The organism is Micromonospora sp. A3M-1-15, from assembly GCF_024213425.1.
GTDB lineage: Bacteria > Actinomycetota > Actinomycetes > Mycobacteriales > Micromonosporaceae > Micromonospora > Micromonospora chersina.
Genome location: NZ_JANAVK010000001.1, coordinates 1,880,709 through 1,896,914, shown reverse-complemented (window position 1 = coordinate 1,896,914; position 16,206 = coordinate 1,880,709). Strand labels below are relative to the sequence as shown.

23 protein-coding genes are annotated in these 16,206 nt (G+C 74.4%); 15 read left to right on the top strand and 8 right to left on the bottom strand.

The annotated features are described in order from the left end of the window. The first annotated feature begins 1 nt into the window (after nucleotide 1). The 7 genes from NLX85_RS08890 (at nucleotide 2) to NLX85_RS08860 (ending at nucleotide 3,134) form a co-directional block, all read left to right on the top strand. Nucleotides 2-175, top strand: coding sequence for a CsbD family protein (locus NLX85_RS08890; protein WP_091260889.1), 174 nt, complete (start codon nucleotides 2-4; stop codon nucleotides 173-175). A 133-nt stretch (nucleotides 176-308) separates the two neighbouring features. Continuing rightward, a complete protein-coding gene (locus tag NLX85_RS08885) occupies nucleotides 309-806 on the top strand; it encodes a hypothetical protein (protein ID WP_254333209.1) in 498 nt (165 codons plus the stop codon). Between the two features lie 110 nt (nucleotides 807-916). Beyond that, a complete protein-coding gene (locus NLX85_RS08880) occupies nucleotides 917-1,342 on the top strand; it encodes a YbaB/EbfC family nucleoid-associated protein (protein WP_254333207.1) in 426 nt (141 codons plus the stop codon). Continuing rightward, nucleotides 1,342-1,665 carry a hypothetical protein gene (locus NLX85_RS08875; RefSeq protein WP_254333205.1) on the top strand — a complete coding sequence of 108 codons (324 nt, stop codon included), beginning with the start codon at nucleotides 1,342-1,344 and terminating at the stop codon, nucleotides 1,663-1,665. The genes NLX85_RS08880 and NLX85_RS08875 overlap by 1 nt, the downstream gene beginning before the upstream one ends. 2 nt (nucleotides 1,666-1,667) lie before the next feature. Continuing rightward, nucleotides 1,668-2,162: a hypothetical protein gene (locus NLX85_RS08870; RefSeq protein ID WP_254333203.1), complete on the top strand. Its 495-nt coding sequence runs from the start codon at nucleotides 1,668-1,670 to the stop codon at nucleotides 2,160-2,162. Nucleotides 2,163-2,205: 43 nt separating this feature from the next. Further along, entirely contained in the window at nucleotides 2,206-2,676 is a 471-nt protein-coding gene (locus NLX85_RS08865) for an EndoU domain-containing protein (protein WP_254333200.1), read from the top strand. 17 nt (nucleotides 2,677-2,693) lie between these two features. Next, complete coding sequence (locus NLX85_RS08860; RefSeq protein ID WP_254333199.1) at nucleotides 2,694-3,134, top strand: hypothetical protein; 441 nt, start codon at nucleotides 2,694-2,696, stop codon at nucleotides 3,132-3,134. A 12-nt stretch (nucleotides 3,135-3,146) separates the two neighbouring features. Here NLX85_RS08860 and NLX85_RS08855 read toward each other — a convergent pair whose 3' ends face one another. From NLX85_RS08855 to NLX85_RS08840, 4 genes are all read right to left on the bottom strand, one after another. Next, nucleotides 3,147-3,782 carry a dihydrofolate reductase family protein gene (locus tag NLX85_RS08855; RefSeq protein WP_254333197.1) on the bottom strand — a complete coding sequence of 212 codons (636 nt, stop codon included), beginning with the start codon at nucleotides 3,780-3,782 and terminating at the stop codon, nucleotides 3,147-3,149. Between the two features lie 29 nt (nucleotides 3,783-3,811). Continuing rightward, the gene (locus NLX85_RS08850; protein WP_254333195.1) at nucleotides 3,812-5,056 is read right to left on the bottom strand and encodes an RNA polymerase sigma factor; all 1,245 of its coding nucleotides are present in this window, start codon (nucleotides 5,054-5,056) and stop codon (nucleotides 3,812-3,814) included. Continuing rightward, nucleotides 5,053-5,412 (bottom strand): YciI family protein, encoded by a 360-nt coding sequence (locus tag NLX85_RS08845; protein ID WP_254333724.1) that lies wholly within the window; start codon nucleotides 5,410-5,412, stop codon nucleotides 5,053-5,055. Before NLX85_RS08845 ends, NLX85_RS08850 begins: the two co-directional genes overlap by 4 nt. A gap of 104 nt (nucleotides 5,413-5,516) precedes the next feature. Beyond that, nucleotides 5,517-6,710, bottom strand: a complete 1,194-nt coding sequence (locus NLX85_RS08840) for a DUF2786 domain-containing protein (RefSeq protein ID WP_254333194.1) — start codon at nucleotides 6,708-6,710, stop codon at nucleotides 5,517-5,519. Between the two features lie 233 nt (nucleotides 6,711-6,943). Here NLX85_RS08840 and NLX85_RS08835 point away from each other — a divergent pair, with 233 nt between their 5' ends. From NLX85_RS08835 to NLX85_RS08815, 5 genes are all read left to right on the top strand, one after another. After that, complete coding sequence (locus NLX85_RS08835) at nucleotides 6,944-7,708, top strand: DUF3152 domain-containing protein (RefSeq protein WP_374628071.1); 765 nt, start codon at nucleotides 6,944-6,946, stop codon at nucleotides 7,706-7,708. A gap of 65 nt (nucleotides 7,709-7,773) precedes the next feature. Continuing rightward, nucleotides 7,774-8,439: a response regulator transcription factor gene (locus NLX85_RS08830; RefSeq protein WP_254333190.1), complete on the top strand. Its 666-nt coding sequence runs from the start codon at nucleotides 7,774-7,776 to the stop codon at nucleotides 8,437-8,439. Nucleotides 8,440-8,452: 13 nt separating this feature from the next. Then, nucleotides 8,453-9,643, top strand: coding sequence for a cell wall metabolism sensor histidine kinase WalK (locus tag NLX85_RS08825; protein WP_254333188.1), 1,191 nt, complete (start codon nucleotides 8,453-8,455; stop codon nucleotides 9,641-9,643). 81 nt (nucleotides 9,644-9,724) lie between these two features. Continuing rightward, a complete protein-coding gene (locus tag NLX85_RS08820) occupies nucleotides 9,725-10,240 on the top strand; it encodes a DUF2231 domain-containing protein (RefSeq protein ID WP_254333186.1) in 516 nt (171 codons plus the stop codon). A gap of 43 nt (nucleotides 10,241-10,283) precedes the next feature. After that, the gene (locus NLX85_RS08815; protein WP_254333184.1) at nucleotides 10,284-11,264 is read left to right on the top strand and encodes an aldo/keto reductase; all 981 of its coding nucleotides are present in this window, start codon (nucleotides 10,284-10,286) and stop codon (nucleotides 11,262-11,264) included. Nucleotides 11,265-11,343: 79 nt separating this feature from the next. Here the strand turns inward: NLX85_RS08815 and NLX85_RS08810 are convergent, their stop codons facing one another. The 4 genes from NLX85_RS08810 to NLX85_RS08795 form a co-directional block, all read right to left on the bottom strand. After that, nucleotides 11,344-11,745 carry a hypothetical protein gene (locus tag NLX85_RS08810; protein WP_254333182.1) on the bottom strand — a complete coding sequence of 134 codons (402 nt, stop codon included), beginning with the start codon at nucleotides 11,743-11,745 and terminating at the stop codon, nucleotides 11,344-11,346. A 173-nt stretch (nucleotides 11,746-11,918) separates the two neighbouring features. Beyond that, nucleotides 11,919-12,344 (bottom strand): ATP-binding protein, encoded by a 426-nt coding sequence (locus tag NLX85_RS08805; protein ID WP_254333180.1) that lies wholly within the window; start codon nucleotides 12,342-12,344, stop codon nucleotides 11,919-11,921. An 83-nt stretch (nucleotides 12,345-12,427) separates the two neighbouring features. Then, entirely contained in the window at nucleotides 12,428-13,183 is a 756-nt protein-coding gene (locus NLX85_RS08800) for a class I SAM-dependent methyltransferase (RefSeq protein WP_254333178.1), read from the bottom strand. A 130-nt stretch (nucleotides 13,184-13,313) separates the two neighbouring features. Continuing rightward, nucleotides 13,314-14,063: an Fpg/Nei family DNA glycosylase gene (locus NLX85_RS08795; protein ID WP_254333176.1), complete on the bottom strand. Its 750-nt coding sequence runs from the start codon at nucleotides 14,061-14,063 to the stop codon at nucleotides 13,314-13,316. Between the two features lie 163 nt (nucleotides 14,064-14,226). Here NLX85_RS08795 and NLX85_RS08790 point away from each other — a divergent pair, with 163 nt between their 5' ends. From NLX85_RS08790 to NLX85_RS08780, 3 genes are all read left to right on the top strand, one after another. Further along, nucleotides 14,227-15,261, top strand: coding sequence for a PHB depolymerase family esterase (locus NLX85_RS08790; RefSeq protein WP_254333174.1), 1,035 nt, complete (start codon nucleotides 14,227-14,229; stop codon nucleotides 15,259-15,261). 65 nt (nucleotides 15,262-15,326) lie between these two features. Continuing rightward, nucleotides 15,327-15,542: a hypothetical protein gene (locus NLX85_RS08785; RefSeq protein WP_246835614.1), complete on the top strand. Its 216-nt coding sequence runs from the start codon at nucleotides 15,327-15,329 to the stop codon at nucleotides 15,540-15,542. Nucleotides 15,543-15,767: 225 nt separating this feature from the next. Then, nucleotides 15,768-16,142, top strand: coding sequence for a hypothetical protein (locus NLX85_RS08780; RefSeq protein WP_254333172.1), 375 nt, complete (start codon nucleotides 15,768-15,770; stop codon nucleotides 16,140-16,142). The last annotated feature ends 64 nt before the right edge of the window (nucleotides 16,143-16,206 follow it).

Here is a 16,206-nt window from a genome sequence, read left to right as displayed (position 1 = left end):
CATGGGTATCGACGACAAGATCGACAACGCGACCGAGAACACCGCCGGCAAGGTCAAGGAGGGCGTCGGCCGGGCGACCGACGACGAGCGCCTCGAGGCAGAGGGCCGCAACGACCAGGCCGCCGCCAACCTGAAGCAGGCCGGCGAGAAGATCAAGGACGCCTTCAAGAGCTGAGCACGAGTCGTACGCTTCGCCGGGCCGGCAGCCCTGCCGGCCCGGCGTGCTGCGCGCGGGGGTGGCCCGGCCGTCGCGCGTCGTCACCGCCCGCTCCGGCCGGAACGACGGCCGCCGACCACACGGGAGAACGATGTCCGGTACCAGCGCGATCCGCGCCGCCGCCCTCGTGACGATGACCGCGCTCGCCGCGGCCTGCCAGTCCACCGAGGAGCCGGCCGCCGAGACGACCGCGGCGCCCAGCGCCACCGCCGTGCCCAGCGCCACCGCCCCTCCCGCGGCCACCGCCCCGCCGTCGCCGGTCACCGCCGCGAACACCGCCGCCGTCTGCGCCGCGGTCGACAAGCTGATCATCGCGAAGAGCAAGGAGATCGCCGCCGACTCCGCGGCCGCGACCCGCCGCCAGCTCACCCCCGAGCAGATCAACGACCAGGTCAAGGCCGACCTGGCCGACCTGGCCGACGACGTACGCGGGCAGGCCGCCCGGGCCGAGGACCCGGAGATCAAGGCGCTGGTCGGCGACGCCGCCCGGCGGATCGAGGCCGGCGCGAACTCGTCGACCCCGGTGAAGTGGCTCGGCTCCACGTTCGTCGAGATCCCGCAGCGGCTCACCCGGGAGTGCCGGGCCTGACGCTCGCCGGGGCTCCCCGTCGGACAGTCCACAGTGCCGCACCGGGGGCCACATCGGTGGCGGACAGTTCGTAGGATGCGAAGCGACCTCGACCCGGAGGAGCTACGCCCATGGCCCAGCCCGTCGATCCGTCCGGCCTCGGCCGCGTGCTGTCCGAGACCATGTCCGCGCTGGGGCGGTTCACCGCCGGCGCCGACGGCGAGGCGCCCCCGCCGCCGGAGGGCGTCGGCGAGGCGGCCGACGGCCTGGTCCGGGTGACGGCCGGTCCGCCCGGGCGGATCACCGCGCTGACCCTCGACCCCCGGGTGATGCGGCTGCCCAGCGAATCCCTGGCCGAAGAGATCAGCACGGCGGTCAACGCGGCGCTCGCCGACCTTCAGGAGAAGGCGACCGGCGCCGTCCCCGGCCAGGTCGACCTCAGCTCCCTCGGCGAGCAACTGCGCCGGATCCAGGAGGACGCCGGCCGGCAGCTCACCACCTTCACCGACGCACTGGTCCAGGCGCAGGACCGGCTGTCCGGCCAGGGCGGCCGGTGATGGCCATCGAGGTCGACCCGGAGGGGCTGGGCGGCTCCGGCCGCGCCCTGGGCGACGTGGCCACCCGGTTCGGCCAGGCCATGACGGCGTTCCAGGCCGAGCTGGCCGCCTTCGGCCGGCCCTGGGGCTCCGACGACATCGGCTCGCTGATCGGCGCCGCCCACGACGAGGTCTCCGCGTTCGCCTTCGAGTGCTTCGACACCGCCCTCGAGGAGATCGCCGCCGCCGGCTCCGACCTCACCGGCATGGCCGTCCGCTACGCCGAGATCGAGGCCGCCATCAAGCAGGGCTTCGACGGGCTGCGGCAGGGGCTGGGAGGCTGACGGTGGGGCTCGAACTACCCGGCGAGCTGCGCTCGCTGCTCGGCATCCTCGGCTACACGTGGCCCGAGGCCGACGAGGTCAAGCTCTTCGAGATGGGCAACGCCTGGATCCGCTTCTCCGGCACCCTGTCCGGCGTGGTGGCCGAGGCGCACACCGGGGCCGCCACCGTCTGGTCCAGCCACACGGGCCAGGACATCACCGCCTTCCAGTCCTGGTGGAACCGGGAGGACAGCCCCGCCGACAGCCTGCGCGACGGGGTGACGGCAGCCGTGCTCACCGGCACCGGGCTGATCATCTGCGGCGCTATCGTGCTCGCCCTGAAGATCGCCGTGATCGTGCAACTGGTCGTCCTGGCCATCGAGATCGCCCAGGCGATCGCCACGGCGGCGGTCACCTTCGGCGCCTCGCTCCTGGAAATCCCGGTCTTCCAGCAGCTGGCCCGGACCATCGTCGGCAACCTCGTCCAAGAGGTCATCTGGAAACTCCTCGACGGGTGACGAGCTGATGGCCAAGGGATCGGGGAAGGCCAGCGGTCGCCTCATGCGCGCCGCGCTGAAGTACCTGAAGCGCGCCAACAGGCGTAATCGTCCAGGGCGGATGAACGCCCACTTCCGGGACCACGTCTTCGGCGGGCACGTGAAGCCCGGGCAGCCGAAGGGGTCGGGCTACCACTACCGGCCGGGCGGTGAGGACTTCCCGGGCCGGCGGCTCAAGCCCGGCACCGTCAACCGGGATCCGCGAACCGGGGCGTACGAGGCGGAACCCGAGTTCTTCGACCCGACGCGGAACCCACCACACGGAGAGTGGAAGCCCAAGGCGGGTAACAACGGCGTCAGCTCCTTCTATCCCGACCACTGGACTCCGGCGGAGGTGGACGCAGCGGTCCCCGGAGCCTTCAACAACGCCGTTCCCGCGGGCGGGAACATGTGGCGTGGCACGTACCGCGGCCTGACCATCGAAGGCTTCTACGATGGCGCCGGTGGGTTCACCCACGGGTGGCCCGTCCTCTGACCTGCGGAAGGAATCCCTTGAGCTCCATCACGTTCTCGCTCGATCAGTTCAACCTCCCCGTGTTCCAGGTGGACGACAAGCGCTACGAGACGCTGGGAGCCTGGCTGATCGCGGACGTCTCGCGGCACTTCCTGGTCTGTCTCGACGGCTTGGCGATGGTCGATGACGTGTCGAACGGCCGCCCGCCGTTCGAGGAGTGGAGCAGCGAGAACTACGAGGTCTCCTTCGCCTCGTCCGGGATCGTGATTCAGAACTCGTGGCTGGAGCACGAGCACGGTGAGTACACCGTCGACGAGGTGAAGCAGGCATTGGAGGACTACTGGTCCTTCCTGGTGACTCTTCCCGAGCGTCCGCTGATCCGCGAGTACCGGCCGGACCTGCCGGAGTGGCAGGCGGCGCTGCTGCGCTGGGAGGAGAAGTGGGGTCGACCGCACCCGTACCGGGGCCGGCTGTTCTGATCTGGAACGGGGTCAGCGGGGAACGCGGTAGCGGATGTGCGTGACCGTGGGGGCGGCGACCACCCGCACCGGTTCCAGGGGCACGTCGAGGGGACCGTCGAAGAGCGGGGTGCCGCCGCCCAGCACGATCGGCACCACGTGCAGCCAGAGTGAGTCGAGCAGCCCGGCGGCGAGATACTGGCGCACCGCCCCGCCCCCGCCCGCCACGGCCACGTCGAGGTCGCCGGCCGCCGCGCGGGCCCGTGCCAGCGCCGCCTCGATGCCGTCGGTGACGAAGTGGAACTCCGTGCCGCCCCGCATCAGCAGCGGCTCGCGCGGGTGGTGGGTCAGCACGAAGACCGGGACCCGCCACGGCGGGTCGTCACCCCACCAGCCGGTCCAGTCCAGGTCCCACCCGCCCTCGCCGCCGCCGAACATGCGGCGCCCCATCACGTACGCGCCGACGCCCGCCGTGATCTCCTCGACCACCTCGGCGTCGACGTTCCGCTCCCCGCCGGCCAGCCCGTGCCGCTCACGCCAGCTCTCGCTGGCGAACAACCACTCGTGCAGCCGCAGGCCGCCCCGGCCGAGCGGGTCCTGCCGGCTCTGCCCCGGCGCCGCGACGTAGCCGTCCAGCGACACCGACATCTGACTGGTGACCTCTCCCATGCGAGGTGGACTCTCCCGGTCGGCGTGACTCATCGGTCGGTGGTCAGCCGCGCGGCGCGTACCTCCAGGTAGTGCCGCTCGGTCAGGCTGGTGGTGGCCCGGGCGGCGGCCAGGTAGGCGGTCCGGGCGTCGTCCCGGTCGCCGGCCAGTTCGAGGAGGTGGGCACGGACGGCGGCCAGCCGGTGGTGGCCGGCGGTGCGCTCGTCGGCGTCCAGCGGCGCCAGCAGGGCGAGCCCGGCCCGGGGACCGTCCACCATGGCCACCGCGGCGGCCTGGTTGAGGGTGACCATCGGGTTCGGCGCGAGTCGGGCCAGCAGCCGGTACAGCGCGACGATCTGCCGCCAGTCGGTGTCGGCCGCGGTGGGCGCCTCGGCGTGCACCGCCGCGATGGCGGCCTGCACCTGGTACGGGCCGGGCGCCGACCAGGTCAGCGCCTCGGTCACCAGGGCGACGCCCTCGGCGATCCCGGCCCGGTCCCAGCGGGTGCGGTCCTGCTCGGCCAGCGGCACCAGCTCGCCGCCCGGGCCGGTGCGCGCCGCCCAGTGCGCGTCGGTGAGCAGCATGAGGGCCAGCAGCCCGGCCACCTCGCCGTCGTCGGGGAGCAGCCGGCGCAGCTCCCGGGCCAGCCGGATCGCCTCCCCGGTCAGCTCGGCCCGGTGCAGTTCGGCCCCGCTGGAGGCGGTGTACCCCTCGTTGAAGACCAGGTAGAGGACGTGCAGCACGGAGCGCAGCCGGGCGTCGCGGTCGGCCGCCGAGGGCATGTCGAAACGGGCCCCGGCCGCCTCGATCCGCTGCTTGGCCCGGCGGATCCGCTGGCTCATCGTGGCCTCGGGCACCAGGTACGCCCGGGCGATCTCGGCGGTGCTCAACCCGCCCACCGCTCGCAGGGTGAGCGCCACCTGGGCGCTGACCGTGAGCGCCGGATGGCAGCAGAGGAAGAGCAGCTTCAGGGTGTCGTCCCCGGTCGGCGGCTCCTCGTCGGCGGGCGGGGCGACCGCCGCGTACGCCGGTTCCCGGACCGCCACCGCGACCTCGCGGTCCCGGCGGGCCCGCTCGCTGCGCCACTCGTCGGTGAGCCGGCGGGTCGCCACGGTGACCAGCCAGGAGCGGGGATGGTCGGGCAGGCCCTGCGCGGGCCACTGGGTGGCGGCGGCGAGCAGCGCCTCCTGGACGGCGTCCTCGCAGGCGTAGAACTGGCCGTGTCGGCGGACGAGCACGCCGAGGACCTGCGGCGCGAGGGCGCGCAGCAGGTCCTCGACCGCCCGGTCGGTCACATCTCCGTCCCGGCCTGCTCCATCACCGGCCGCACCTCCAGCACGCCGACGCCGCGCGCGACGTCCGGCCAGCTGGCGGCGATCTCGGCGGCCCGCTCCGGGGTCTCGCAGTCGACCATCAGGTAGCCGGCGAACTGCTCCTTGCTCTCCACGAACGGCCCGTCGGTGATCTCGGCGCCCGCGGCGCCGGGCCGGACGGTACGCGTCTGCGACGGGTGGGCCAGCGCCTCACCGCCCACCAGCTCGCCGGACTCGGTCAGTTCCTTCATGATGACGTCGACGTCACTGAAGATCGCGTTCCGCTCCTCCTCGGACAGCTCCTCGACGAAGCCGGGCCGGTTCCAGATCAGCAGCATGTACTTCACGATCCACTCCTCGGGTTCGGGCCACCGGCGGTGGCGCCTCTCGCAGACGGGTCGGAGCCGGCTCGCCTGATCCGACATCATCCCCGAGGAAAATCTCAGCGGCCGCCGCGTACCGGTCGGCGCGTCGGCGTGCCGGCGTCGAGCGAGGCCCGGTCGGCGGCCGTGGTGCCCGAGGTCCAGCCCTCGGCGTCGCGGACCTGGAGCCGGTGCCGGGTGACGCCGGGGAAGAGCTGGTCGACCCGCTCCTTGACGGCGTCCGAGCGGGCGGCGAGCACCGGCAGCAGCCGGTCGTCGGCCCGTTCCTCGGCCGCCGTCGCGGTGGCCGCCCGCAGCCGCTCCCCGATGCGCAGCGCGAACGCGTTGAGGAAGGACTCGTCGTAGCCCTTGGTGCGCCGGCCGCTGCCGGCGCGGCGCTCGCCCCGGCCGCGCAGCATCGCGGCGGTGGCCTGCACCAGCAGCGAGGTGTGCAGCAGCTCGACGGCGGCCAGGTCGGCCGGGAAGCCGAGGACGGTGGCGAAGCCCAGGTCGTCGGACCAGATCGACTCGCAGCGGTTGGCCGCCGCCACCTCCTGGATGAGCAGCGCCTTCGCGGCCGCGTACGGGGCGTCGGTGCCGAGCCGCACCCCGCCGGGCCGGTCGGGTCGCTCGGCGGCGGCGTCGAGCAGGGCGGCGTCGATGCTGTGCCGAGCCATCAACTCCTGCGCCTTGCCGGTGAGCGCCTCCGCCTCGGCGGGGAAGGTGGTCGACTCGGCCTTGGCCAGCAGCGCGCGTACCCGGTCCAGCATCCGGGAACCGGTGGGCGGGGCGGCGGCGCGCGGGGCGGCGGCCGGACCGCCGGGCGGCGGGCGGAGCACCGCGATGGGCGGGAGGCCCGCCAGCAGGGCGAGCGCGTCGACGGCGTCCCGCAGCGCGCTGATCCGGTCGCCGTCGGCGCGCCGGTCCAGCCAGCCCGGGTCGCCGTCCCACCGCGCGCCCAGCTCGGCGAGCTGGTCGTCGAACCAGGACGGCACCGGCTCGGGCATGGCCCGCCGCTGCGCGGCCAGCACGTCCCGGAGCAGCCGGGCGCCCCGCGGGGTCAGCCGTCGGGTGGCGATCCGCTCCAGGTCGACGGGCTGCCAGCCGCGCGGCCAGAGCCGCGCCACGCCGTGGCTCAGCCGGGCGAGCAGCGCCCCGTCCACGGCCGGCGGGTCGCCGACCACCAGCATGTCGAGGGCCCGTTCGGCCGCGCGTACGTCGGTGCCGCGCGCCGCCGCGAGGGCGTCGGCGAGCACCTGCTCGGCGTCCGGCACGGGTGGCTCCCTCTCTGGCGGCAGGTGGCGGGTCGCGCACCCGGGAACGAACGGTACCGGCGCGGGAGCGTCCCCGACCCGTGAGCGCGCTCACCGTTCATCCGTCCGGGCCCGGCGTCCGTACTCCTGGCCGGACCGGGGCGGCGCGACGGACGGAGATCGGCGTGGGCGGGCGGCGTGGGCGGGACCGGGGGCTGCACCGTCGGCGGCGGGCCTCCCGCGGCGGCACCCTGATCCTGGTGGTGCTGCTGGTCGCGGCCGGCCTCGGTGCCGGCGGGTACGCGGCCCGGCGGCACCCGGACCTGCTGGTCGCGGCCGGCGCCCCGGCCGCCGGGCCGGCCCGCCCGGCGGTGACCCCGCGGGCCGCGCCGCCGGTCCCCGCCGCCGGCCGGGTGCCGCCCGGCATCAGCTACCCGGCCCGGGGTACGGGTGCCTTCCGCACCGCAACCGGCGTCGGTGCCGTGGCCGGCCGCGGCGGCGAGCTGCTCCGCTACCGGGTCGCCGTGGAGGACGGCATCGGCAGCGTCGACGTGGAGCGCTTCGCCCGGGAGGTGGCGGCGACCCTGGCCGACCCGCGCGGCTGGACCGGTGACGGCCGGTGGCGGCTGCAACGGGTGGGACGCGACGACCCGGCCGACTTCACCGTGCTGCTGACCACGCCGGTGACCCGGGGCCGGCTCTGCGCCGACACCACGGACCGCTACACCTCCTGCCGCAACGGCGACCAGGTGGTGATCAACGTGGCCCGCTGGGTGCACGGCGTGCCGCACTTCCCCGACCTCGGCCGCTACCGGCAGTACCTGCTCAACCACGAGGTCGGGCACCGGCTCGGCCAGGGTCACGAACTCTGCCCCCGGGCCGGCGGCCCGGCGCCGGTGATGGAGCAGCAGACGCTCGGCCTGCACGGCTGCACCCCGAACGCCTGGCCCCTCGTGGACGGCGCGCCGCACAGCGGCCCGTCCGGCCAGTACGACGACCCGATCCCGGCCGAGGACTGACCCGGTCCCGCCCGGCGCCGGACGCGCCGGGCGGGAGTGGTCACAGAAGGGTGAATACTGGGCGCGTGGAGAGCGTTCGCCCGCGCCTGCTGCTGGTCGAGGACGACCGTGCCCTCACCGGCCTGCTCGCCGACCTGCTGACCGAGGAGGGGTACGAGGTCGACGTGGCCGGCGACGGGCACAGCGGCCTGCACCACGCGCTGACCCGCGACTACCAGCTCATGGTGGTCGACCGGGGGCTGCCGGCGCTGGACGGGTTGGCGCTGGTCGCCAGGTTGCGGGCGCGTGGTGTGACCTGCCCGGTGCTGTTGCTGACCGCCCGGGGATCGGTCGACGACCGGGTGGAAGGGCTGGACGCGGGCGCGGAGGACTACCTGGTCAAGCCGTTCGAGGTGGCCGAGCTGCTGGCCCGGCTTCGGGCGCTGCGCCGCCGGCACCCGGAGACGGCCGGCTGGCTGCCGCTCGGGCGGCGTCGGCTGGACGTCGACAACCGCCGGGTGCTCGACGGCGCCGGGGAGATCCCGCTCTCCGCCCGCGAGTTCGCCGTGCTGCACGCCCTCGCCGGCCGGCCGACGAAGGTCTTCACCCGGGCCGAGCTGCTCAGCACCGCCTTCGACAACGCCGACGCGCCGGGCACTGTCGACGCCTGCGTCCACCACCTGCGCCGCAAGCTGGGCCGGGACGCCGTCCGCACGGTGCACGGGCTGGGCTACCGGCTCGGGCCGGGCTGAGGCGGGCGGCGGCGTGGACGAGGCCCGGCTGGACCGCGCCCGGCGGACCAGCGTGGCCCAGACCGCCGGGGTGATCGGGATCGTCCTGCTGCTGGTCGGCGCGCTGATGTTCGTGCTCACCAGCCGGCAGGAGTCCCGGGCGCTGAACGCGGGGCTGACCGAGGTGCTGGCGGCGGCCGAGGACGTGGACGACCCGCCGCCCGGCCAGTTCCTGGCCCGGCAGCGCCCCGGCGTGGCCTCGGTCGAGGTGACCGGGAGCGCGTCCCCGGAGCTGGTCCGGATCCTGGACGGCGCCGTCGGGCGGCCGCCCGGGCGGTACGAGACCGACACCGCCGACGACCAGCGGGTCCGCGTGCTGGTCGCCCGCCGGGCGGACGGCAGCCGCTGGGCGGTCGCCGCCGACCTCGCGCCGCTGCGCCGGCGGCAGAGCCAGCTCGCCGTGGCGCTGCTCGTGGCCGAGCTGGCCGGCCTGGCGGGTGCGCTGGTCGCCGCCGCGTTGCTGGCGCGGCGGGCGGTCGCGCCGCTGGCCACCGCGCTGACCCTGCAACGCCGCTTCGTCGCCGACGCCTCGCACGAGCTGCGCACCCCCCTCACCGTGCTGCACACCCGGGCGCAGGTGCTGGCCCGCCGCGCCCGGAGCCAGCCGGCGGACCGGCTCACCGACCAGCTCGACCAGCTCGTGGCGGACACCCGGGCGCTCGGCGAGGTGGTCGAGGACCTGTTGGTGTCGGCCGCCGCCGAGCACCAGCCGCTGCCGGACACCGAGGTGGACCTGGCCGAGGTGGCACGCGAGGTGGTGGCGAGCATGTCCGCGTACGCGCGGGAGCACCGGGTCGAGCTGCGGGTCGAGGCGGCCGGTCCGGCCCGGGTCCGGGGCGCCCGTACGGCCCTGCGCCGGGCCCTGACCGCGCTTGTGGACAACGCCGTCGGGCACGCGACCGACGGCGGCCACGTCACGGTGACCGTGACCCGCCGCGACAGCCGGGTGGCCGCCGCGGTCGCCGACGACGGGGTGGGCCTGGACCCGGCCGAGGCGGACCGGCTCTTCGACCGCTTCGCGCACGGCACCGCCGGAGCCGGCCGCCGGTTCGGGCTCGGCCTGGCCCTGGTGCAGCACGTGGCGCAGGCCCACCGCGGCGCGGTCGAGGTCGCCGGGGCGCCGGGGCGGGGCGCCACCGTCACCCTGGTCCTGCCGGCGGCCTGACCCCGCCGCAAGAACTTCCCAAGAAACGCTGGGCACTGTGGGGCCGGACAGTGAACGCCACCGACCCGTCGAGGAGAGATCGTGCCCGACACCGTCAACGGACTGCCGGTGCACCCGCTCGTGGTGCACGCCGTCGTGGTCCTCCTGCCGCTGGCCGCGCTGGGCGTGGTGGCGCTGGCCGTCCGCCCGTCCTGGCGGGGCCGCTTCGGTGTGCTCGTCGTGCTGATCGCCGCGCTGGCCGCCGCCGCCGTCCCGCTCGCCACCGAGAGCGGCGAGGGCCTGGAGCGCCGGGTCGGTGACCCGGGCCGGCACGCCGAGCTGGGGGACACCCTGATCTGGTTCGCGCTGCCGCTGCTGGTCGCCGCGGTCGCGCTGGTCTGGCTGCACCGCCGGTCCGGCCGGCCGGCCGAGGGCGTCCCGGAAGGCCCGCGTACCCCCGGCCGTGGCGTGGTCGGCGTGGTGGTCGCGGTGCTGGCCGTGGTCGTCGCGGGGGCGAGCCTGGTGCAGGTCTACCGCGTCGGCGACTCCGGGGCGAAGGCCGTCTGGGGCGACACCCCGGCGGCGACCGCCGGGCAAGGCGACGGCGACGGGGACTGAGCCGGTCCCTGCGCCGCCCGCCCGCCGGTGGTGAGATGGACCCATGGAGTACGTGAAGTTCGGATCCACCGGCCTGGAGGTGTCCCGGCTCTGCCTGGGCTGCATGAGCTACGGCGAGCCGAGCCGCGGCGGCCACCCCTGGTCCCTGCCGGAGCAGGAGAGCCGCCCCTTCATCCAGCAGGCGCTGGAGCTGGGGGTCACCTTCTTCGACACCGCCAACGTCTACTCCGACGGCACCAGCGAGGAGATCGTCGGCCGGGCGCTGAAGGACTTCGCCCGCCGCGACGACGTGGTGATCGCCACCAAGGTGCACGGCCGGATGGGCCCCGGGCCGAACCGGGGCGGGCTGTCCCGCAAGCACATCATGAGCGAGATCGACGCGAGCCTGCGCCGGCTGGGCACCGACTACGTCGACCTCTACCAGATCCACCGGCTCGACCCGGGCACGCCGATCGAGGAGACCCTGGAGGCGCTGCACGACCTGGTGCGGGCCGGCAAGGTCCGCTACCTCGGCGCCTCCTCCATGTACGCGTGGCAGTTCGCCAAGGCGCTCTGGGCCGCCGAGCGGCACGGCTGGACCCGGTTCGTCTCGATGCAGAACCACTACAACCTGCTCTACCGGGAGGAGGAGCGGGAGATGCTGCCGCTCTGCCTCGACCAGGGCGTCGCGGTGATCCCGTGGAGCCCGCTGGCCCGGGGCCGGCTGACCCGGGACTGGGGGGAGCGCACCGCGCGGGCGGAGACCGACGAGTTCGGCCGGGCGCTGTACGCGCGTACCGAGGAGAACGACCGGGCGGTGGTGGACGCGGTGGCCCGGATCGCGGCGGAGCGCGGCGTGCCCCGGGCGCAGGTGGCCCTGGCCTGGGTGGCCCGCAACCCGGCGGTCACCGCGCCGATCGTGGGCGCGACGAAGCCGCACCACCTGACCGACGCGGTGGCCGCGCTGGAGTTGGAGTTGACCGACGAGGAGGTGGCCGCCCTGGAGGCGCCCTACGTCCCGCACCCGGTCGCGGGATTCCAGTAGCGCCGGCGGTTTTCGGAAACAGTTTCCCGGCCGTTCACGGAATCGGCGAAATGCCGAAGGAATTGACGCTGGAAAGGCGTCAGCGCACGAACAGGGTGTAGCTGGGGGCGAAGCCGGTCCGGCAGCGGAACGACACCCAGACGCCGTGTGCGACGCCGTCGGCGCCGACCTGCCGGCACTCGGCCTGGGCGTCGGCCACCTGGTCGAAGGCGGCGGTGTAGACCTGCTTCTCCGCCGGGTAGGCCGTGGTGCGGGGCTGGTAGGTGACGATCAGGTCGTCGCCAGCGAAGCCCGACCGGACGGAGAACGACTCCCAGGTGCCGGCGGTCCGGCCGGCCTCACCGATGACCGCGGCGCGGCCGAAGCCGTACGTGCCGAGCAGCGCGGTGGTGGGCTCGGGGGTCGCGGCGTGTGCGGTGGACGGGGCCAGCACGGCCGCGGCGACGCCGGCCAGGACGAGGGATCGGGTGAGCTTGCGCATCTGTTCGGGTCCTTTTCGAATAGTCGCGGGGATCTCCCGCGGTTTCTCGGGACAACCGGCGGAAGGTTCTTCTCCCGGTCGGTTCGGAAAGGACCATACGAGCCGTCCAGTGCGGGCGGTGTAAAGCAGATCACATTAAGTGAAGAACAATTTGTTAAGCAATTTCTGGCGGCTCAGCGGGGGAACGAGGCCCAGATGTTCTTGGTCTCGTCGGTGGCGTACCAGCCGACGGCGAGCGAGACCGACTCGGCCAGCATGAGCCCCCGCCCGCCCGAGTCGAGCGGGTGGATGTCGCCCAGCCCCGGAACGGTGCTGAGGTCGTGGTCCCCCACGTCGAGCAGGAAGCAGTCGTCGGTCGCGAGGAGGGTGACGATCGTCGGCGGACGGCCGTGCCGCAGCGCGTTCGTCGCCAGTTCGGTGGCCACGAGCACCACGAGGTGGGGCACCTCGTCGAGGTCCTCGCCCTGGACCAGGCCGTGCCGGGTCAGCGCGTCGCGCAGCGAGGCCCGCAGCTCGCCCAGTTCCTCGGCCGTGCTGAGCACCCACCGCTCCAGCTCGGCGGCCTGCGGCGGTGGCGGCGACGTTCGCAGCTGTCCCATGATCTCGCTTTACCCTGCGTAGCCGTCCGCTAAGCCGGCCGGGACCGGCTCCCGACCCTGCGGTCGGGAGCCGGTCCGGCGCGTCAGCGGCGGAGCAGGGCGAAGATGCCCCAGCCCAGGTACTCCCGCGGGTAGCGCACGTGCCGCAGCGGGTCCTCGGTCAGTTCCCGGCGCAGCTCTCCGGCCAGCTCGTCGTCGGGGTTCGCGTCCAGCCAGCGGCGCAGGTTGAGCCAGTGGGCGGCGGCGTACCGGTCCCAGCTGTCCTGGTCGGCGAGGACCATCTCGACCAGGTCCCAGCCGCACTCGCCGAAGAGCCCGACCAGCCCGGGCAGGTCGTGGAACTCCTCCCGCGAGCGGGCGTGGCAGCCGGCCACCGTCTCCTCGTCGGGCGGGTCGAGCCGCCAGTACGGCTCGCCCACCAGGACCATCCCGCCGGGGCGCAGGCCGCGCTCCAGGATCTCCAGGGTGCCGGGTACGCCCCCGCCGATCCAGGTCGCCCCGACGCAGGCGGCCAGGTCGACGCGCTGCTCCGGTACGTACGTCGCGGCGTCGTCGTGCACGAACCGGACCCGGTCGGCGACGCCCAGTTCGGCGGCGCGCTCCCGGGCGGCGGCGGTGAAGGCGGTGCTGATGTCCACCCCGGTGCCGGTGACGCCGTGGTCCCGGGCCCAGGTGCAGAGCAGCTCGCCCTTGCCGCTGCACAGGTCGAGGATCGACGCGCCGGGCCGGAGCTTGATCGCCCGGCCCAGGGTGGCGAGCTTGGCGTCGTCGAACGGGTTGAGGATCCGGAGGTCGCCCTCGCGGATGGTGAAGCTACGTGGCAGATCCAAAGCGGTCACTCCAAGGGAAGGGTGCGATGGTCGGAACGAGACGGGAAGCGCTCGGCACGGGCACCAAAACACCCTCTTCAGGCAGTCGGAGTGACGTTGCCGGGGAGGCTAGCCACCGGGCGGCCGGCCGCCAACCGAATTAGCCGGCCGGCTGGTCCACCGGGCAGGCGTACGCGGTGCGGCCACCCAGTTGCCAGGTCCGCACCGGGCTGCCGCAGCGCCGGCAGTGCTCCCGCTTGTACACCCACCGCTCGTCCGGCGCAGCCGGGTCGCTGACCACCTGGCCCAGGTCCCGGCCGAGGGCGAGGTGGACGACGGCGAGCCGCCACAGCCGCTCCGCCGCCGGGGCACCGACCGGGCGGGCGTCCGGGTCCAGCCCGGCCAGGAAGAGCAGTTCGGCCCGCCAGGCGTTGCCGATGCCGGCCCAGACGGCCTGGTCGAGCAGCGCGGCGCCCACCGGCGTCCCGGCCGCGGTGAGCCGGCGAACCGCCTCGGCCGGGTCGGCGTCGGCGCGCAGGGGGTCGGGCCCGAGCGAGGCCCGCAGGGCGCGCTCCGCGTCCGCCGGCAGCGGCTCGCAGCGGATCGGCGCGATGAGGTCGTACGCCACCGCCGGGCCGGCCAGCCGCAGCCGGGTGCCGGGGCGGGGCGGGACGGCCGGGTCGTCGTAGCGCAGGAACAGCCCGCGCATGCCGAGGTGCACGTGCAGGACGGGCGCGTCGGTGAAGTGGTAGAGCAGGTGCTTGCCGTCGGCCTCGACGGCCCGCAGCGGCCGGCCCGCCCACGGGGCGGGGTCGAAGCGGCCCTGCGGGCTGGAGATTGTGACGTCGCTCCCGGCGAGCGCGTCGTGCTGCTCCCGCGCGTACCGGTGGATGAGGTGACCCTCGGGCATGTCCGGCGCGTACCCGACCGGGCGGGGGCGGAAACGACCGTGGGTCGCGGCCACACCGCCGCCGTCGCCGAGGTGTCGGCCGCGCGGATATCTGCTGTGGTCTATGTCACGTTAGCGTGCCGGCACGCCGGCCGTCCCGCCGGCGCTCCGACGGGAGAACGCCATGAAGACACCGTGGAAAGCCGCCGCCACCCTCGCCGCGGCCCTCCTCCTGGTCCTGCCCGGCGGCGTTGCCGCCCGGGCCGCGAGCACGCCCTACACCAAGACGCCGGTCGCCGGCTCCCTGCGCAGCTACCCGGTCTCCGCCGTGTACGTCGCCGGGGTCTCCTCCGGCGGCTACCTGGCCACCCAGCTCCAGGTCGCCTACTCGGCGCGGATCCGGGGCGCCGCGATCTTCGCGGCCGGCCCCTACTACTGCGCCCAGAACAACGTCTCCCAGGCGCTCTACGGCTGCGGCGACAACCTCTACCCGACCCACGTCGCCACCCTGGAGAGCTACACCCGCACCTGGGCGTCCTACGGCTGGGTCGACGGCACCGGCAACCTCTCCGGCCAGCCGGTGTACGTCTACCACGGCGGCAACGACAGCACCGTGAAGAAGTCGGTCACCGACGACCTGGTCCGCTACTACCAGGACTTCGGGGCGAGCGTCCGCTACGACTCGGGCAGCGCGGCCGGCCACTCCTGGGTCACCCCGTACGGCACGGTCGGGTGCACGGCCACCGCCTCGCCGTTCCTCGCCGACTGCGGCACCGACCCGCAGGGCGCCTTCCTGGGCAAGCTGCTCGGCTCGGTCGCCGCGCCGAACACCGGCCCGCTGGGCGGCACCCTGATCCGGTTCGGTCAGGACACCTTCGCCACCAACGGCTGGGCCAACGGGCTGAGCATGGACGCCAACGGCTTCGCGTACGTGCCGAGCGCCTGCGCCGCCGGCACCACCTGCCGCCTGCTGGTCGCCCTGCACGGCTGCGCCCAGGGGTACGCCAAGGTCGGCACGGCCTTCGTCGACCGGGCCAACCTCAACCAGTACGCCGACACCAACCGACTCATCGTGCTCTATCCGCAGGCGGTCGCCAGCGGGGTGAACCCGAACGGCTGCTGGGACTGGTGGGGCTACCTCGGCGCGACGAACTATCCGATCAAGGGCGGCGCCCAGGTCGAGACGATCATGAACATGGTGCGCCGTCTGGACGGCTGAGCCGGCGATCCGGCCCGTACCGGCAGGTGCGGGCCGGTAGGCTGCTGCGATACCGTCATATTGTGATGGTCGAGGAACACTGGTGGAACGGGGTCAGCGCCCCTCGTGGGCGCCGTGACGTCTACATCCGCACCGACGGGCACCGGTGGGAAGTGCAGGCCCAGATCGGCGGCGCCGCCGGCCGGTCGAAGATCCAGGAGTGCCCGAGCCGGGGCTCGGCGAGCATCCTGGCCGGCGCGTGGCGCGGCAGCGGCGCCGGCTGGCGCGAGGTGCGGCGCTGACGCACCCCCTTCACCGCGTCGGCCCTGGTCGCCGACGCTGACTCTCGCGGCGGCCCGCGGGCGTGAAAACCGCGCCGACAACTCCGTGAAGGGCGCGTCAAGAATGAGCGGCAGCGCGTAGCAGTTCTGTCAAGGCCGTCGACGGTCGACGGCCCATGGGACTGGTATGGCCTCAGGGTGGGGCCTGATCGTGACGGCCCCCGGCTTGTCGCCCGGAGGCGTGCCGTGGCTGTCAATCGAAGTCAGGATCTTCCGGCCGTCGGGGAACCGACCCCGCTCGGCATCAGGATCGCCGGTGGCACCGTACTGGTGGTCGGGGCGGCGCTGCTGGCGGCGGCCGCGTTCCCGCCCGCCGAACTGTTCGGCCGGGTACTGGTGATCGCCGCCGCCGTCGGGGCGTACGCCGCGGTGGTGGCCGACCTGCGCGCCGTCGCCGCGGTGTCGGCGCTCGCGGCGGCAACCTTCGTCGGCTTCCTCGTGCACCGCTTCGGCGATCTGACCGGCCCCGGTCACGCCTGGTCGTACGCGGTGCTGATCGGAATCGCCGCCGTGCTGGGCGTCGGCTGCCGGTACCTCAGGTCGCTCGAACTGGAACCGTGACGCGCCGGCGAGCCCGCTCCGGGCCCGCTCCCGGTGACCCCGTTCACCCGTCCGGGGGGGCCCT

Bases quoted from the DNA above. Each gene is read 5' to 3' on its own strand.
- NLX85_RS08790 (WP_254333174.1), top strand. From the start codon at position 14,227: ATGAAGACACCGTGGAAAGCCGCCGCCACCCTCGCCGCGGCCCTCCTC.
- NLX85_RS08785 (WP_246835614.1), top strand. From the start codon at position 15,327: ATGGTCGAGGAACACTGGTGGAACGGGGTCAGCGCCCCTCGTGGGCGC.
- NLX85_RS08880 (WP_254333207.1), top strand. From the start codon at position 917: ATGGCCCAGCCCGTCGATCCGTCCGGCCTCGGCCGCGTGCTGTCCGAG.
- NLX85_RS08875 (WP_254333205.1), top strand. From the start codon at position 1,342: ATGGCCATCGAGGTCGACCCGGAGGGGCTGGGCGGCTCCGGCCGCGCC.
- NLX85_RS08795 (WP_254333176.1), bottom strand. From the start codon at position 14,063: ATGCCCGAGGGTCACCTCATCCACCGGTACGCGCGGGAGCAGCACGAC.
- NLX85_RS08855 (WP_254333197.1), bottom strand. From the start codon at position 3,782: ATGGGAGAGGTCACCAGTCAGATGTCGGTGTCGCTGGACGGCTACGTC.
- NLX85_RS08885 (WP_254333209.1), top strand. From the start codon at position 309: ATGTCCGGTACCAGCGCGATCCGCGCCGCCGCCCTCGTGACGATGACC.
- NLX85_RS08805 (WP_254333180.1), bottom strand. From the start codon at position 12,344: ATGGGACAGCTGCGAACGTCGCCGCCACCGCCGCAGGCCGCCGAGCTG.
- NLX85_RS08810 (WP_254333182.1), bottom strand. From the start codon at position 11,745: ATGCGCAAGCTCACCCGATCCCTCGTCCTGGCCGGCGTCGCCGCGGCC.
- NLX85_RS08890 (WP_091260889.1), top strand. From the start codon at position 2: ATGGGTATCGACGACAAGATCGACAACGCGACCGAGAACACCGCCGGC.
- NLX85_RS08815 (WP_254333184.1), top strand. From the start codon at position 10,284: ATGGAGTACGTGAAGTTCGGATCCACCGGCCTGGAGGTGTCCCGGCTC.
- NLX85_RS08845 (WP_254333724.1), bottom strand. From the start codon at position 5,412: ATGCTGCTGATCTGGAACCGGCCCGGCTTCGTCGAGGAGCTGTCCGAG.
- NLX85_RS08865 (WP_254333200.1), top strand. From the start codon at position 2,206: ATGCGCGCCGCGCTGAAGTACCTGAAGCGCGCCAACAGGCGTAATCGT.